Below are 15354 nucleotides of genomic sequence, written 5' to 3' on the forward strand. Positions count from 1 at the left end.
ATTTCATCTATGGACCCATAGGCCGAATGGATTGGCTTTATGATAGGCGAAGCGGCGTCATGGGGCCATTCCGACCGTCGCGCTTCCCCCCTTTCCTCCGGAATGGTCCCAAATGTCTGACTCCGTGCCCTATCTGCTGACCCCGGGTCCGCTGACCACCTCTGCCACCGTCAAGCAGGCGATGTTGCGCGACTGGGGCTCGCGCGACGGACGCTTCATCGATCTCAACGCCGGCATCCGCGCCCGGCTGGTGCGTCTGGCCGGCGGCAGCGCCGACAGCCATGCCGCGGTGCCCGTCCAGGGCTCCGGCACCTTTGCGGTGGAGGCGATGATCGGCACGCTGGTGCCGCGCGCCGGCCGGCTGCTGGTGCTGGTCAACGGCGCCTACGGCACCCGCATGGTCCGCATCGCCGAGGTCGCCGGCCGGTCCGTCGCCGCGCTGGAAACGGCGGAGGACCAACCGGTGTCGCCCGCTTCGCTCGCCGAGGCGCTCGACGCCGATCCGGCGATCACCCATGTCGCCGTCGTCCACTGCGAAACCACCTCCGGCATCCTCAATCCCATCGAAGCGGTGGCGGAGGTGGTCCGCTCGCGTGGCCGCGCCCTGCTGATCGACGCCATGAGCGCCTTCGGCGCGCTGCCGCTGGACATGGCGGCGCTGGGCGCCGTGGCGGTGGCCGCATCCTCCAACAAATGCCTGGAGGGGGTGCCGGGCATGGGCTTCGTCATCGCCCGCCGCGACGCGCTGGAGGCCGCAAAGGGCAACGCCCATTCCCTGTCGCTCGACCTGCACGACCAATGGCGCGGCTTCGAGGCGAACGCGCAGTGGCGCTTCACCCCGCCCACCCATGTGGTGGCCGCCTTCGCCCAGGCGCTGGACGAGCATGAGGCGGAAGGCGGCGTCGAGGGACGCGGCGCCCGCTATCGCGCCAACGCCGCCATTCTGATCGACGGCATGCGGGCGCTGGGGTTCGAGACGCTGCTGCCCGGCCATCTGCAGGCCCCGATCATCGTCACCTTCCGCATGCCGGCCGATCCGGCCTTCGTCTTCGCCGAGTTCTACGACCGGCTGCGCGAGCGCGGCTTCGTCATCTATCCCGGCAAGCTGACGGTGGCCGACAGCTTCCGCATCGGCTGCATCGGCCGGCTGGGCGCGGAGGAGATGACCGCCGCCATCGCCGCCATCCGCGCCACCCTGTCCGAGATGGGCGTCGCGTCCGGCGCTCCCTGACCTCTCCTCTTTCCCGAAAGCCCGAATCCATGAGCTTCGTCTATTCGCGCCGCTATACCGGTCCGTTGGAGGCCGTCATCCTCGACTGGGCCGGGACCACGGTGGACCATGGCTGCCTCGCCCCGGCCGGCGCCTTCATGGAGGCCTTCCGCCGTTCCGGGGTCACCATCACGCTGGATCAGGCCCGCGCCCCCATGGGCATGGCCAAATGGCACCACATCCAGGCGATCACCCGCATGGCGCCGGTGGCCGAGGCCTGGACCGCCGTCCATGGCGCCGCCCCGACCGACGCCGATGTCGACCGGCTCTATGAGACCTTCCTGCCGCTGCAGGTGGATGTGGTGGCCCGGCATTCCGACCTGATCCCCGGTGCGGCGGAGACGGTCGCCGCGATGCGGGCGCGCGGGCTGAAGATCGGCTCGACCACCGGCTATCCCCGCCCGGTGATGGACGTGGTGCAGCGCGTGGCGTCGGCGCAGGGCTACACGCCCGACATCACCGTCTGCGCGGGCGAGACGCCGGCCGGTCGTCCCGGCCCGGCGATGGCCTTGCGCTGCGTCGTCGAGCTGTCCATCTCGCCGGTGGAAGCCTGCGTGAAGATCGGCGACACCGTGGTCGATGTCGAAGAGGGGCTGAACGCCGGCATGTGGACCATCGCGGTGGCCGACACCGGCAACGAGGTGGGCCTGCCGCTCGCCGACTGGCAGGCGCTGGCGCCCGAGCGGCGCGACGCGCTGCATGTCGCAGCATCCGACCGGCTGGCTCGGGCCGGCGCCCACTATGTCGTCCGGTCCCTGGCCGAGGCGCTGCCGCTGCTCGACGCCATCGAAGCGCGGCTGGCCCGCGGCGAGAAGCCGTGAGCGCGAATCCGCAACCCGACCGGTCCGAAGGCGACATCAATCTCGGGCCGCGGCGCGCAGGCTGGATGGCCGGCGCGCTCGGCCCCCGTTCCCGCGCGCTGGTGGAGCGCGACGCCGCCGCCTTCCTGAGGCAGTCCCTGTCCACCCCCTGCCTGTCGGCGATCCGCAAGGCCGAGGGCATCTGGATCGAGGACATGGACGGCCGCCGCTTCATGGATTTCCATGGCAACAGCGTCCATCACATCGGCTATGCCCACCCCCGGCTGGTGGCGGCGCTCAAGGCGCAGATGGACGAGCTGTCCTTCGCCCCGCGCCGCTTTGCTTGCGAGCCGGCGGCCGAACTGGCGGAGCGCCTCACCGCAATCGCTCCGACCGGCCCCGGCAGTCGCGTGTTGTTCGCGCCCGGCGGGTCGGAGGGGATCGAGATCGCGCTGAAGCTGGCCCGCGTTGCCACCGGCCGCTTCAAGACGGTCTCATTCTGGGACGCCTTCCACGGTGCCGGCTTCGGTTCGTCCAGTGTCGGTGGGGAGGCGCTGTTCCGCTCCAACGGGATCGGGCCGCTGCTGGCGGGAACCGAACATGTGGCGCCCTTCGCCTGCGCCCGCTGTCCCTACGGCTTCGACCCGGCCCCCGGCGGCGGTCCCGACCTCGACACCTGCCGGATGACCTGCGCGCGGATGCTGCGCTATGTGCTGGAGAAGGAGGGCGACGTCGCCGCCGTGGTGGCGGAGCCGGTGCGCGCCGTGCCCTATGTGCCGCCGCCGGGCTTCTGGGCGGAGGTGCGGCGGGCCTGCGACGACGCCGGCGCCCTGCTGATCTTCGACGAAATCCCGACCGGCCTCGGCAAGACCGGCAGCCTGTTCAGCCATGAGCCCTTCGGCGCGCGGCCGGACATCCTGGTGCTGGGAAAGGCGCTTGGCGGCGCCATGCTGCCGCTGGCGGCGGTGATCGCCCGCGCCGGGCTGGACGTGGCAGCCGACCGCGCGCTCGGCCACTACACCCACGAGAAGAACCCGCTGCTCGCCCGCGCCGGCCTGACGACCCTGGACATCGTCCGGGACGAAGGGCTTGCGGAGCGCGCCGCGACTCTCGGCACCCTGGCGCTGGAGCGCCTGCGCGAGCTGACTGGGCCCCTGCCGGGCATCGCCGACATCCGGGGCGCCGGGCTGCTGATCGGGATCGAACTGGCCGACCATCTCGGCCGCAGCGCCGCCGACCGGGCGGAGGCGGCCTTCTACGCGGCACTCGCCGCCGGTGTCAGCCTGAAGATATCGCAGGGAACGGTTCTGACCCTGTCGCCACCCCTGACCATCGCCGAGGCCGAGCTGGAGCGGGCTCTGGCAATCGTCGCCGCGGCAATCGGGTCTGCCTGACGACGCAATCGGGATTTTTCAGGGACGTAAGCAGCCGCTCCGCCGCGATGCCGGTCGTTCGGCCGATGGACCCCATCCATCGGCAGCCATGGCTCAGCCGTTCTGCAATGTGCCGACGAAGCGGTCCACCTGGGATTGGAGTTCGTGGACGCTGCGCTCCAGTTCCTGGATGCCGCCATGCAGGCTGGCGGCCGCGGTGCCGTTGCGTTGCGCCGAATCGGCAACGGTGCGGACATTCAGGCGGAGGCGCTCGGTACCCTGGGCCGCCTGCTGGACGGCGCGGCTGATTTCCGTGGTCGCCGAATTCTGCTGTTCGACGGCGGCGGCAATCGACGCGCTGATGCTGTTGAGCTGTTCCATCACCCGCGAGATGTCGCCGATCTTGCCGGCGGCGTCGCCGGTCGAAGCCTGGATCGCGCCGATCAGGGCCGAGATCTCCTCCGTGGCCTTGGCGGTCTGGCCCGCGAGGTTCTTCACCTCGGTCGCCACCACCGCGAAGCCCTTGCCGGCCTCTCCCGCCCGGGCCGCTTCGATGGTGGCATTCAGCGCCAGCAGGTTGGTTTGCCCGGCGATGGATGTGATGAGGGTCAGGACGTCGCCGATCCGCCCGGCATCGCCGACGAGCCGGTTCATGAGGTCCACGGTGGTGGCGACCTGCCGGCTGGCACCCTGCGATTCGGACTGAGAGCTCTGTGCCTGGACGGAGATCTCGCGGATCGACGCCGCCAGTTCCTCCACAGCCGCCGCAACCGTCTGCACGTTGCTGCTGACCTCCTCCGAGGTATCGGCCACGCTATGGCTGACCGTGGCGTTCTCGCCGGCGCTGGCGGCCACCTCGCCGACCGCCAGACCCATGGACGTGGCGGTTCCGTTGACATCGGCCAGAAGGCGCCCGACATCGCGGTCGAAGGTCTCGGCGACCGAGGCCAGCGCGCGTTGCCGCTGCTGCTCGGCCTCCTCGCGCAGGCGCAGCTGCTCCGCTTCCAGACGGCGCCGTTCGACGGCATTTTCCCGGAAGGTCTGGACGGCGAGAGCCATCTTGCCGACTTCGTCCTCCCGGCCGGTGGCCGGAACCTCGACTTCGGTTTCCCCGGCGGCGAGCGTGCTCATCACCCGGGTCATCTGCGCGATGGGGCGGGTGACGGTCCGGACGATGGCACCGAGGACGCCGCAGATCACCAGCACCGACAGCAGCGCGGCCAGCGCGATGACCATGGTGGTCGAGCGGATGTCGGCCTGGATGCGCCGGGTCGACAGCGTGACCTGGAGCGTTCCGATCTGCGTCGCCTTCGCGCCCTCGTTCCGCGTGACGGGAGCGCTGCTGACGATCCCGTCATCCGGCCGGGTCGCCGTGGCGCCATGGGCGGCAAAGACCTTGCCGTCCTTGTCCCTGATCGAGCTGCCGACATAGTCGGGATCGGCCGAAAGGGCGGCGAGCAGGGCCGAGGCCGCGTTCGCATCCATGTTCCACAGGGCCTCGCCGGCACCGCCGGCAAGGGCCGTCGCGACCATCTGCGCGCGTTCCGTAAGGCCGTTGCGGGCAACGGTCATGTTCATGTAGGCGATCCCCGTCATCGCGGCCAGGGCCAGGACGACGAACAGGGCGGCGATCGGGAACAGGACGCGGACCGTAAGGCTGCGGCGGTAAATTCCGAACATCGCGACTCCTTGTTGAAGCGGCAGCCCCCAGGGAAACCGGGCTGTGGCCATCCTTGCCGGGTCGGCACCTGGGGCGCCGGCCGGGTGCCGTTACTTCGCGAGCGCCGACAGGTGCTGTTTCTGGAGGGTGCCGATGTCGATCTTCGTCAGCCCTTCGGCAAAGACCGCCGCCCACTTCCGCCCTTCCGGCTTGGTGTTGAAGGCGACGTGCAGCGTCTTCGATTCGAGCGTCGGGCCGAATTCGACCTTGCCCTGCAGGGGCTTCAGTTCGGCGGTGTTGCGCATCAGATAGGAGAAGACATAGCGGTCGATCTCCGCCGCCTCGATGCGGCCGGCGGCGACCTTGCGGATGTTGGTGGTATCGTCCACCACCGCTTCCGGCTTCAGGCCGTTCGCCGCGATGGCGTCGCTCACCGGCTTGGCGTTCACATAGCCGTTGACCACGCCCAGCTTCAGGCGGGCCAGGGCGGACGGGCTGGTGTCGGCGATCCTGGCGCCGGCGGGAACGATCAGGCCGAGGGGGCTGTCCCCGATCGGGCCGGAAAGGGCGAAGCCATCCAGATCCGAGGGATATTCCGGGAAATACCCGACGACGCCGGCCTCTTCCTTGGCGCTGTGGACGGCGCGCTGCCAGGGCAGCACCTCGATGCTCACCGTATGCCCCATCGCCTTGAACGCTTCGCGGACCACGATGCTGGAGAAGCCGTTGTCCGGCAGCGAGCCGGAGTAGGGGGGCCATTCCAGCGTGGTCAGGCGAACCATGTCCGCGCTCGCTCCGGCGGTCGACGCCAGGATGGTGCCGGCCAGGATGAGGTTGAAACCCATCAGTCTACCAATCATGGCGGTGCTCCCCGGAAGGTCCTGGCCCCGGCACAGGGCGAGAGGACAGCGTGTCGCGTTATGATATTTGCCGCGTCACTGTCGAATCCGCATCGTTAACTGCAGGTTACCAACCCAGATCCCACGAGTATTTTCATGGAAAATTCATTGTTCGATTGTTGTTCGCGTGCCGATGAATCCGGATTTTGTTTTCGGTTTTATTTCGGACGTCGTCAAACTGTCATGGAATGATCATCTCTGCGCAAATCAGGTCTGCGAAAGTCCGGGCAAGTCGATCCTGAAAAGGTGAATTCCGGTGCAGTTCCTCCTGATCCTGCTGCTCGTCGTGGCGATGGCCACATCCGGCCGGGCCGAAACTCTGGCGGACCGCCAGTTCGCCATCATCTTCAACAACACCAAGACGGATGGAGGATTCAACGAACTGGCGTTGCGCGGCCTGCAACGGTTCAAGACCGAAACCGGCACCGATGCGCGGGAGAACGTCATCCGCACCGAGGAGGAGAGCATCCGGTCGATGCGGAACTTCGCGCGGTTCGGCATCCGCAACATCCTGCTGATCGGTTTCGTCAACGAAGGCGCGGTTTCCACCGTGGCGCAGGAGTTTCCGGACGTCCATTTCACTCTGATCGACGGTCGGGTCGATCTTCCGAACGTGCGCTCCGTTCTCTTCCGCGAAGACGAGGCCGCGTATCTGGCGGGCATGGCGGCGGGATTGGCGAGCGGCACCGGCACGGTCGGCTTCATCGGCGCGATGCCCATTCCGCCGATCAAGCGCTTCGAATGCGGGTTCATCCAGGGCGCCATGGCAAGCCGTCCGTCGGTCAGGCTGCTGCGCCGCTTTCTCGGCAACGAGGCGAACGCGTTCCGGGACAAGGATGCCGCGCACCGCGTGGCGGAGCAGATGATCGGGGAAGGGGCCGACGTCGTTTTCGCCGCCGCCGGCTATGCCGGGATCGGCGTGCTGGAGACGATGGCGACAGCCGGGCGTCTGGGGATCGGCGTGGACACCAACCAGAACGGCCTGTTTCCCGGCCATGTCCTGACATCGGCGCTGAAGCGGGTCGATGTCGCCGCCTATCTTGCCCTGAAGGATGCGCATGAGGGGAAATGGACCGGCGGGGTGCAGTATCTGGGGCTGGCGGAGCAAGGCGTGGATTGGGCGAGGGACGAGGCCAACGCGGCCCTGGTCGCCGGCCTGGCGCCCCGGCTTGGAACGGCTGCGGCGGAGATCGCTGCCGGATCGCTGGCCGTGCGCCCGGCCGAACTGGTCGAGTCATGCCGCTGAATTGGATGCTGCGCGGCTGCCTCACCCGGTTCGGCGCCGTGTTCTCGGAAAGCCTGATGGTGCGGACCGTCGGGTTGATCTGCCTCCCCCTGCTGCTTGCGGTCGGTCTGGCGGTGGTGGTGGCGATCAGTTTTTCCAATCGGGATGCCCGGACGGCGCTCGAGGCACGGGCCCGGCAGACGGTTGCGCTTCTCGCCGGCGGAGTCGGCGATGCGCTGTGGAACGTCGACCGGGTTGCGGCACAGTCGATCCTGCATCCTCTGTCGAAGGATCCCGACTTCGTCGGCGCGGTCGTCTTCGAGCGCGGCGGTTCGGTCTTCCTCGGACTGGGGGAGGTCGATCCGCCGCGCAGCGGACTGATCGTCGAACAGGTTTCCCTGATCCGGCTGACCGCAGGGGGACAGGCCGGGGAGCAGGGCAGGGGACAGCATATCGGTCAGCTGCGGCTTTACCTGACGACCGCGAATGCGGAACGGACCATCAACAGCCGGGCCTGGGCCATTGCGCTGAGCGGCTTGGGCCTGCTGGTCGCGGTGTGCGGGCTGCTGGCGGTCATCGTCCGTGGCGTCACCGCACCCGTGCGCCAGATGACCGACGGCATGGCCGTGCTGGCGGCCGGGAGGATCGATCTGGAGATCCCGCGGGTCGACCGCCGGGACGAGATCGGACGGATGGCGGCGGCGCTCGGCACCTTGAAGCAGCATGCGGCGGAGCGGCTGGAGTTCATCGAGCGTCAGGCCCGCCACATGGAGGTGATCGAAGAGATCGTCGCCAAACGCACCGGGGAGCTGACCGCGGCGCTGGAAACCTTGAAGCTGGCGCAGAACGAACTGATCCGTTCCGAGAAGCTGGCGGCGCTCGGCGGCATGGTCGCCGCCATCGCGCATGAGATCAACACGCCCATCGGCAGCAGCCTGACGGTCGCGACGACGCTGTCGGACAAGATCACGGAGTTCCAGGCCATTCTTCAGGGCAAGGAGCTGCGCCGGTCGGTCATCCGTGACTATTCCGACAGCTTCGGCACGGCGAGCCAGCTGTTGGTCGGCAATCTGCTGCGGGCCTCCGAACTGATCGGCCGTTTCAAGCGCGTGGCCGTCGACCAGACGGGCGAGCTGCGCCGCCGGTTCGAGCTCGATGTCGTCTGCGGCGAGGTCGTCGCCATGCTGCGGCCGACCTACAGGCATTCTCCGGTGTCCATCGATCTGAGGCTGCCCGGCGGCGTGGTGATGGACAGCTTTCCGGGTGCTCTCGGCCAAGTGCTGACCAATCTGATGACGAATGCCATGCTTCACGCCTTTGCCGACGCGACGGCGGCGGGGAGCATCACCGTCGGCGCGACGCTGGAGGAGGACGGCCGGCATGTGACCCTGACGGTGGCCGATGACGGGGCGGGCATCCCGGCGGCGGTTCTGCCGCGGATCTTCGATCCGTTCTTTACGACCAAGCTCGGTTCGGGCGGCAGCGGGCTTGGCCTGCACATCGTCTACGCCATCGTCATGCGGGTTCTGGGCGGGGTGGTGGCGGTGGAGAGCCAGATCGGCCAGGGAACCCGCTTTTCCATCGTCCTGCCGCTGGTGGCTCCGCAACAATCCGGGCAGGACGCCGTCGAGGAGCCGGTGATCATGCCCTCCTGACCGACCTGCCGATCCCGGTCCTGCGGTCAGGAAACCGCTGCCGGGAGCCGGGCCGGCATGTTGTCCAGGATCCAGCGCTCGAATTGCGGCGCCGGCATCGGCTTGGCATAGAGGTAGCCCTGCGCGGCGTCGCAGCCGAGCGACCGCAGGATTTCCTCCTGCTCGGCCGTCTCGATCCCTTCGGCGAGGACGGTCATTCCCAGCTCATGACCGACCTTTACGATGGTTGCGGCGATGCTGCGGCTTTCCGGGACAGTGCCGAGATCGGTTACGAAGGAGCGGTCGATCTTGAGAACGGAGGCCGGGAGTTGCTGCAGCCGCGACAGCGACGAGTAGCCGGTGCCGAAATCGTCGATGGCGATGCTGAAACCCATGCCGCGAAGCGTCCGAACCGTCGCAAGGACCTGATCGTTCTCCATGGCGTGGCTTTCGGTGATCTCCAGTTCGATGTCGCGCGGGTCGGCGTTGCAGGACGAAAGGATGCGCTCGGCGCTGTGGACGAAACTGCCGTCGCGCAGCTGCCGCACCGAGACGTTGACGGCCATGCGCAGGCGCCCGACGGCACTGTCGCGCCAGTGGACCTGATGCAGGCAGGCCTGCCGCAGGACCCATTCGCCCAGGCTGAGGATGTGGCCGGCATCTTCGGCAACCGGGATGAACTGGTCGGGTCTGACCCAGGTCCCTTCCGGCAGCTGCCAGCGCAGCAGAGCCTCGCTCCCGAAGGGGGTTCCGTCCGACAGGGCGATCTGCGGCTGGTAGACGAGAGAGAATTGACCGTTGGCTTGCGCTTCGGCAAGGCGGCTGACCAGCGAGAGCCGCCCGTGCAGTTCCTCTTCCATCGCGGGGTCGAAGCGCAGGATGCGGCCACGCCCGCTGCGCTTGGCTCCCTTCAAGGCCATCCCCGCCCGGCGGACCAGCCGATGGACGTCCGACTCCCGATCGTCGGCCAGCACGTAGCCGCCCGATATCCGGATATCGATGGGGTGTCCGTTGATGGTGAAGGGATCCGCGAAGCACAGGTCGACAGCGCGCACCAGATCCCGTTCATCGAGCGGCTGTTTCAGCCAGACCAGCACCCCGAACATGTCGCTGGCGATGCGGCTGACCGCGTGCCGGTCGCTGAACACCGAGCCCAGCCGGTTGGCCACCGCCAGCAGCAGCCTGTCGCCGGTCTCGTGTCCCAGTCCATCGTTCACCGATTGGAAATGGTCGAGGTCGAGAAGCAGGACCGTCAGCACGCCGGCCGACGGCGACTGGCGCGCGATCCGGCTGCCGATCTCCTCCAGGAACAGGGTGCGGTTGGCCAATCCCGTCAGCGTGTCGTAATAGGCGAGCGACCGGACGTCGTCGAGGAGCGAGACGTTGTCGAAGCCGAGCGCCACGTTGGAGCAGAAGACTTCCAGCAGGCGCCGAACGTCCGGCCCGATCTCCCGCCCGGTCGCGACGTAGATGGCCAGATCGTCCCCGGACTGGCCGGGGATATAGAGCACGGTGACGCCGTCCAGATAGACGCTCCGCTTTCCTTCCAGCGCCGACGCGATCAGCGTGCGCAGCGGCCCGTCTTCCACATGGCTGAGGGGTGTGCCCGAGAGGTGGCAGAACGGACCGGCCGCCGCCAGGATGAGCGGTTCCTCGCCATTGCCGAGCCTCGCCGCCGTCGGCGGCGCCACACGGGCGAGAACGAAACCGTTCGCCTCGACATCGAGAAGGCCGCCGAGTTGCAGCAGGATGCCCTCGCAGAAGGAGCGCAGGGAACTGCGCCGGAACAGCCCCGCCGAGGCGGCGATGATCCGTTCCAAACCCTTGCGGCTCAACTCCAGCGCCTGGATGTGGCTGTATGCGCGCAACGCCGTGAAAAGCGACGTGAGCAACCGGTTGCGCGTCAGCTCCGACTTCGTCCTGTAATCGTCGATGTCGTAGTCGCGGATCACCGCCAGTTCGGGCGCGTAACCCGGCTGGCCGGTGCGGAGCATGATCCGCAAGGTGGTGAGCTTCAGCTCCTCGCGGATGATGCGGACCAGCTTCAATCCCGCATCCGGCGTCTCCATCACGACATCGAGAAGGATGACGGCGAAATCGCTGTCCGTCCGCAGGATGGCATGGGCCTCCGCCGCCGATTTCGCGTGGGTCAGTTCCAGACGCCGACCGAGAATGTCGATATCGTGGAGCGAGTACTTGGTCGAGGCATGCACGATCTCGTCATCGTCGACCACCAGGAGGCGCCAGACCCGCCCGGGTGCCGTGCTGCCGATCTGGCCGTCATCCTCGATTATATCGAGTACGTCGTTATCATCGGATGCTTCCATTGATGACCGCCCGGATCCCACCTGTTCCAACGGTGCCAGATTATTGCCTGGAACGGCGTGCGATCATGACGGTTGCGTGAAGATCATGTGACGGTCATCGAGTCGGATCGTCAAATCGCCAGTGCTCGGGGCCGCGGGGCAATCCGCTCCCCCGGCCGGGCGGGAAGTCCTGCGGATCGGCGGTGCAGGCGGCGGCCGACAGGCGATAAATCGCACGCTGTGGACTTGAATGATGGTGGAAGCAAGTCCAGCTGAGATCCTGTGCTCGCGCCGAGGGGCGTCATCGCGTTTCGGGACTTCGACGGCTTCACCGACTTGGAATAAGGACCTGGCGCTTCCCATGACCGACCTGCATCGACCGCTCACCGTCGGCCAGCGCCCTGCAAGCATCGGGACGATGCGGGCGCAGACGCCGTGCTGACGGGATTGCCGGATTTCGCAGCCCAGGGGGCCGCTCTCGCCGCCTTCATCGAAGCGCATGCGGACTGGGCGGAAGTCATCATCTTCCTGATGGCGTTTGCGGAGGGGCTGACGCTCGTCGGGCTTCTCGTTCCCGGCGTTGTCATGCTGATCGCGGCCGGTGCACTCGTGGGCGCGGGCGTTCTCGATTTCTGGTCGGTCTATCTGGCCATCGCGGGCGGCGCCATCCTGGGTGACGCCACCTCCTACTGGCTGGGTCGCCGCTATGGCGAGCGCATGTTCCGGATATGGCCGCTGAGCAGGCAGCCCGACCTGCGCCGCCGCGGCGAAGCCTTCTTCCTGCGTCATGGAAGCAAGAGCGTGTTCCTGGCGCGCTTCATCGGCCCGCTGCGCGCGGTGGTGCCGACGACGGCCGGCATGATGGCGATGCCCCATCGGAAGTTTCAGACCTTCAACGTCCTGTCGGCCGTGATCTGGGCGCCGCTGCTGATGTCGCCGGGCCATCTTGCCTGGACCGGCTACGATTTGAGCGGAATGGGTGGCCGCGCCGCACCGGCGGTCGACGCCAATGCGGGGCAGGGCGCGGCAAGATCCTGCGCGCCCGCTCCACCCGTTGCCGGGCTGCCGGAAAGAACGGGGTGCTGACCCCCGTTCCCGGCCTGACGACCGTGTCCGTCCGGTTCGCTCCGCCGGAGTTCGCCCTGCGCCCGCCTTCCTATGCCCGCTTGTAGGTCATCAGGAAGGCCACGGTGCAGAGAAGGGGGAGTCCGGCGTCGCGCATGTCGAAATTGAGGTGGAGCATGGCGGCATAGAGAACGATGCCGATGGTGGCGATGGCCGGCAACAGGGTGCAGGGCCACGGGGTCAGGTTAACGATTGACGATGAGGATTCCCTGTTGGTGGGGAGTGTGATTCATGGAGGGCCTACCCGACGAGAGGGAGGCTCGGATGTCCGAGGAGTTCGACGAGACGTTCCAGCGGTCGCGCCTGCGCAGCCTGCTTGACCATTTTTCCGTCCTTAAGTACCCGCGCGAGGCTCCGGAAGTCCGGTACCCGCTGCGGGAGGTGCTGTTTCTGGTGGTGGCCGCGACCATAGCGGACTGTGAGGACTACGATGAGATCGCCCTTTGGGGGCGTAATCATCTGGAGTTCCTGCGGCGCTTTTCGGAGTTCCACTTCGGCACGCCGTGTGCGGACTGGCTTCGGGTGGTGATGAACCGGATTGGGCCGGACCTGTTCCAGGCCTGCTTTACCGATTGGGCGTTGGCGTTGCGCCCGGACGCGCCGAAGCTGATCGCCATCGACGGCAAGACCTCGCGGCGCAGCCATGACCGGGCCGCCGGGCGCAAGGCGCTGCATCTGGTGTCTGCCTGGGCCACCACCGAACGCCTGGTGCTGGCCCAGGAAGCCGTGGACGAGAAGGAGAACGAGTGCGCGGTGATCCCCGAGATCCTGGAGCGCCTGGATCTGAACGGCGCGGTGGTCACCATCGACGCCATCGCCTGCAATCCCGCCATCGCCACAGCCATCACCGAGCGCAAGGGCGACTATCTGCTGGCGGTAAAGGCCAATCAACCAACCCTGTTCGCCGAGATCGGCCGTTACTTCGATGATCCCGAGGCCCGGATCGCCGAGCACACCGCTGTCGACAAAGGCCATGGCCGGATCGAGAGCCGCCGCTATGCCGTCAGCCAGGAGGTCGACTGGCTGTCGGGCGACCGGCGCTATCCCGACGAACCCCGCTTCCCTCACCTCAAGACCATCGCCCTGGTCGAGAGCGTCGTCGAAAAGGCCGGCAGCGTAAGCACCATGCGGCGCCTCTTCCTCAGTTCGGCCGCGCTCACCTCCCACCGCCTCGAACAAGCTGTGCGCGGGCACTGGGGCATCGAAAACTGCCTGCACTGGGTCCTCGACGTCACCTTCCGCGAAGATCACCGCCTGCGAAAAGGACACGGCGCCCGGAACATGGCCGTCGTCCGCCACTTCGCCATCAATGCCGTCCGCGTGGGAAAGGGAAAACACTCCATCAAATCAACCAGAAAGCTCGCAGGCTGGGACCCAAACGTCCTGGCAAACCTGCTTACACCTTCATCGCATTAACCTGGACTCGTTGCCCTGATGCCGCTATGCAACCCTGGTTGGGGGGCTGCAGCCGCGGCCCAGCGGGATCTGGAGACAGTCGATACCGGCCCTGCGCTTATATTCGGATGAAGTTTTGCGCCGACAATGGACCGAAGGGCAGGGATGCCAGCGGGCCGCCGACGTCAAGCGCGCCAAGGTCAACCGGGGCGAAACCCATATCCTTGATGATCTTGCGGATTTCGGCCTTTGCAGCGGCGTCATCACCTGAATAGAACAGCACGCGCTTGCCGCTCGCCACCTCCGGCTCCTTCAGAACGTTGACATCAAGGTGGTTGAACGCCTTGACGACCCGAGCGCCCGGAACAAACTGGTGGAATATTTCGCTGGAATGTTTGCCATTCAGATCGACCGCCTTGATGCCATAGGCTGCAAGCGGATTGCTCGGATCTGTGGCGTCGGGTGAATTGGGATCGATGAACTCTACCGGGTTGGTGCCATCAATGACGATGCGGCCATTCCACGCCGGCAAGTTGGTGAACACCTTCTCCACATCAACCCAGCGCACGGCGGCGAAAACGATGTCGGCGCTTGCTGCCTCCTCAACCGTTCCCGCTTTGATCGAGGGGCCCAGTTCTTCAACCAGCGAGGCCAAGGATTGCGGACCGCGACTGTTTGAGATTGTTGCAGAAATGCCCTTTTTAGCAAGAGCGCGTGCAACGTTGGAGCCAAGGGCGCCAGAACCGATGATACCAATACTCATAGCTTTGTCCTTTAGAAGCAGGGGCTTGAGGAGATGAAAACCGTCAGCGCCCCGAAGGCTGATCAGTGTTTCGGCAGTCATTTCGGCGCCCTGGGCGCCGAAATGACTGTGTGTTGTTGACGTAACGACATTTATTGGCGTGCCAGATCACCAGACGAGTGGAATGGAAAACCTGCCAATCGCCGCCACATCGGCAGCGATATCTGCAATGGTTGCCTTTGCGAGTTCATCTTCGAGTGCTGTGCGTGCACGCAACAAGGTTGGCTTTAGAGCCGCAAGAATGTTGCCGCCAACGGCACAGTTCTCACAGGGTGGGGTCCGATGCAGCGAAAACAATTCGGTATCTTCAACGGCTCGATAGACATCGAGCAACCGTATCTCGTTGGCCGGCTTTGCCAGCAAAGAACCCCCTCCAGCTCCAAGCTGCGACCGTGTCAATCCCGCATCATTCAAACGGGATAAAAGTCCCCGCACAACGACCGCACCTGTGTTTGCCGAATAAGCCAGATCCTCAGAACGCATTGGCTTGCCATCCGTTACCGCAAGACAGGTCAAGATGTGAACGGCAACAACAAAGCGGGTACTGGTTGGCATGGCGCTATCCGTCTGTGTGTCGATACCATTATTACACACTCATGGGGCTGTCAACAGGTCATTTGCCTGGAACCTCGTTTGAACATCGCTTCAATCGCTGGATCTTACACCATCTCGCCCGACAGCCAGAGGGAGCGGTTGTTTTGGCGTAAGTCCTAACCGTAAACGAATGCATTCCACCCTGGGCAACCTTTCCAATGGCATTCGAGGAGACGTGGCGCCGCCAGCGTAGCGCGTGGGCGGTATAACCCTCCGGCTATGGGAGGCGTTGCACGGGGCCAAGGTCATCGGCGTCTTGTCTGGGCGTGCG

Annotated in this window: 13 protein-coding genes; 7 read left to right on the forward strand and 6 right to left on the reverse strand. The window is 66.2% G+C overall.

All coding sequences use genetic code 11. The features are described 5' to 3' along the window. The first annotated feature begins 112 nt into the window (after window positions 1–112). From AZOLI_RS19190 to AZOLI_RS19200, 3 genes are read left to right on the forward strand one after another with little or no spacing between them, the layout of a single operon-like run. Window positions 113–1231, forward strand: a complete 1119-nt coding sequence (locus tag AZOLI_RS19190) for a 2-aminoethylphosphonate--pyruvate transaminase (protein ID WP_014188788.1) — start codon at window positions 113–115, stop codon at window positions 1229–1231. A gap of 29 nt (window positions 1232–1260) precedes the next feature. After that, the gene (gene phnX, locus AZOLI_RS19195) at window positions 1261–2091 is read left to right on the forward strand and encodes a phosphonoacetaldehyde hydrolase (RefSeq protein ID WP_014188789.1); all 831 of its coding nucleotides are present in this window, start codon (window positions 1261–1263) and stop codon (window positions 2089–2091) included. Beyond that, the gene (locus AZOLI_RS19200; RefSeq protein WP_014188790.1) at window positions 2088–3464 is read left to right on the forward strand and encodes an aspartate aminotransferase family protein; all 1377 of its coding nucleotides are present in this window, start codon (window positions 2088–2090) and stop codon (window positions 3462–3464) included. Before phnX ends, AZOLI_RS19200 begins: the two co-directional genes overlap by 4 nt. A gap of 93 nt (window positions 3465–3557) precedes the next feature. On the opposite strand, the gene AZOLI_RS19205 is transcribed toward AZOLI_RS19200, so the two are convergent. Both AZOLI_RS19205 and AZOLI_RS19210 read right to left on the reverse strand, forming a co-directional pair. Beyond that, a complete protein-coding gene (locus AZOLI_RS19205) occupies window positions 3558–5123 on the reverse strand; it encodes a methyl-accepting chemotaxis protein (RefSeq protein WP_014188791.1) in 1566 nt (521 codons plus the stop codon). 90 nt (window positions 5124–5213) lie between these two features. Continuing rightward, on the reverse strand, window positions 5214–5963 hold the full coding sequence (locus AZOLI_RS19210) for a substrate-binding periplasmic protein (protein WP_162488324.1): 750 nt from the start codon (window positions 5961–5963) through the stop codon (window positions 5214–5216). Between the two features lie 295 nt (window positions 5964–6258). Between AZOLI_RS19210 and AZOLI_RS19215 the strand changes: the two genes are divergently transcribed. Both AZOLI_RS19215 and AZOLI_RS19220 read left to right on the forward strand, forming a co-directional pair. Further along, window positions 6259–7248, forward strand: a complete 990-nt coding sequence (locus AZOLI_RS19215) for a BMP family ABC transporter substrate-binding protein (protein ID WP_014188793.1) — start codon at window positions 6259–6261, stop codon at window positions 7246–7248. Then, window positions 7239–8882: an ATP-binding protein gene (locus AZOLI_RS19220; protein ID WP_244442611.1), complete on the forward strand. Its 1644-nt coding sequence runs from the start codon at window positions 7239–7241 to the stop codon at window positions 8880–8882. Before AZOLI_RS19215 ends, AZOLI_RS19220 begins: the two co-directional genes overlap by 10 nt. Before the next feature lie 26 nt (window positions 8883–8908). On the opposite strand, the gene AZOLI_RS19225 is transcribed toward AZOLI_RS19220, so the two are convergent. After that, the gene (locus tag AZOLI_RS19225) at window positions 8909–11188 is read right to left on the reverse strand and encodes an EAL domain-containing protein (protein ID WP_014188795.1); all 2280 of its coding nucleotides are present in this window, start codon (window positions 11186–11188) and stop codon (window positions 8909–8911) included. 414 nt (window positions 11189–11602) lie between these two features. Here AZOLI_RS19225 and AZOLI_RS19230 point away from each other — a divergent pair, with 414 nt between their 5' ends. Beyond that, the gene (locus tag AZOLI_RS19230; protein ID WP_014188796.1) at window positions 11603–12253 is read left to right on the forward strand and encodes a DedA family protein; all 651 of its coding nucleotides are present in this window, start codon (window positions 11603–11605) and stop codon (window positions 12251–12253) included. A 70-nt stretch (window positions 12254–12323) separates the two neighbouring features. Here AZOLI_RS19230 and AZOLI_RS33655 read toward each other — a convergent pair whose 3' ends face one another. Next, window positions 12324–12452, reverse strand: a complete 129-nt coding sequence (locus AZOLI_RS33655) for a hypothetical protein (RefSeq protein ID WP_275451548.1) — start codon at window positions 12450–12452, stop codon at window positions 12324–12326. A 104-nt stretch (window positions 12453–12556) separates the two neighbouring features. On the opposite strand from AZOLI_RS33655, the gene AZOLI_RS19235 reads away from it, so the two are divergent. Further along, window positions 12557–13708, forward strand: a complete 1152-nt coding sequence (locus tag AZOLI_RS19235) for an ISAs1-like element ISAli14 family transposase (protein ID WP_014188797.1) — start codon at window positions 12557–12559, stop codon at window positions 13706–13708. A 97-nt stretch (window positions 13709–13805) separates the two neighbouring features. Here the strand turns inward: AZOLI_RS19235 and AZOLI_RS19240 are convergent, their stop codons facing one another. Both AZOLI_RS19240 and AZOLI_RS31450 read right to left on the reverse strand, forming a co-directional pair. Beyond that, window positions 13806–14450, reverse strand: a complete 645-nt coding sequence (locus tag AZOLI_RS19240) for an NADPH-dependent F420 reductase (RefSeq protein ID WP_044552490.1) — start codon at window positions 14448–14450, stop codon at window positions 13806–13808. A 147-nt stretch (window positions 14451–14597) separates the two neighbouring features. Beyond that, complete coding sequence (locus AZOLI_RS31450) at window positions 14598–15044, reverse strand: Rrf2 family transcriptional regulator (RefSeq protein ID WP_081505994.1); 447 nt, start codon at window positions 15042–15044, stop codon at window positions 14598–14600. Window positions 15045–15354 lie beyond the last annotated feature (310 nt).

This window comes from Azospirillum lipoferum 4B, from assembly GCF_000283655.1.
GTDB classification, from domain to species: domain Bacteria; phylum Pseudomonadota; class Alphaproteobacteria; order Azospirillales; family Azospirillaceae; genus Azospirillum; species Azospirillum lipoferum_C.

Excerpts from the sequence above, each read along its gene's own strand:
- AZOLI_RS19210 (WP_162488324.1), bottom strand. The coding sequence starts at position 5,963 with ATGATTGGTAGACTGATGGGTTTCAACCTCATCCTGGCCGGCACCATC.
- AZOLI_RS31450 (WP_081505994.1), bottom strand. The coding sequence starts at position 15,044 with ATGCCAACCAGTACCCGCTTTGTTGTTGCCGTTCACATCTTGACCTGT.
- AZOLI_RS19225 (WP_014188795.1), bottom strand. The coding sequence starts at position 11,188 with ATGGAAGCATCCGATGATAACGACGTACTCGATATAATCGAGGATGAC.
- AZOLI_RS19235 (WP_014188797.1), top strand. The coding sequence starts at position 12,557 with ATGTCCGAGGAGTTCGACGAGACGTTCCAGCGGTCGCGCCTGCGCAGC.
- AZOLI_RS19205 (WP_014188791.1), bottom strand. The coding sequence starts at position 5,123 with ATGTTCGGAATTTACCGCCGCAGCCTTACGGTCCGCGTCCTGTTCCCG.
- AZOLI_RS19190 (WP_014188788.1), top strand. The coding sequence starts at position 113 with ATGTCTGACTCCGTGCCCTATCTGCTGACCCCGGGTCCGCTGACCACC.
- AZOLI_RS19240 (WP_044552490.1), bottom strand. The coding sequence starts at position 14,450 with ATGAGTATTGGTATCATCGGTTCTGGCGCCCTTGGCTCCAACGTTGCA.
- phnX (WP_014188789.1), top strand. The coding sequence starts at position 1,261 with ATGAGCTTCGTCTATTCGCGCCGCTATACCGGTCCGTTGGAGGCCGTC.
- AZOLI_RS19220 (WP_244442611.1), top strand. The coding sequence starts at position 7,239 with ATGCCGCTGAATTGGATGCTGCGCGGCTGCCTCACCCGGTTCGGCGCC.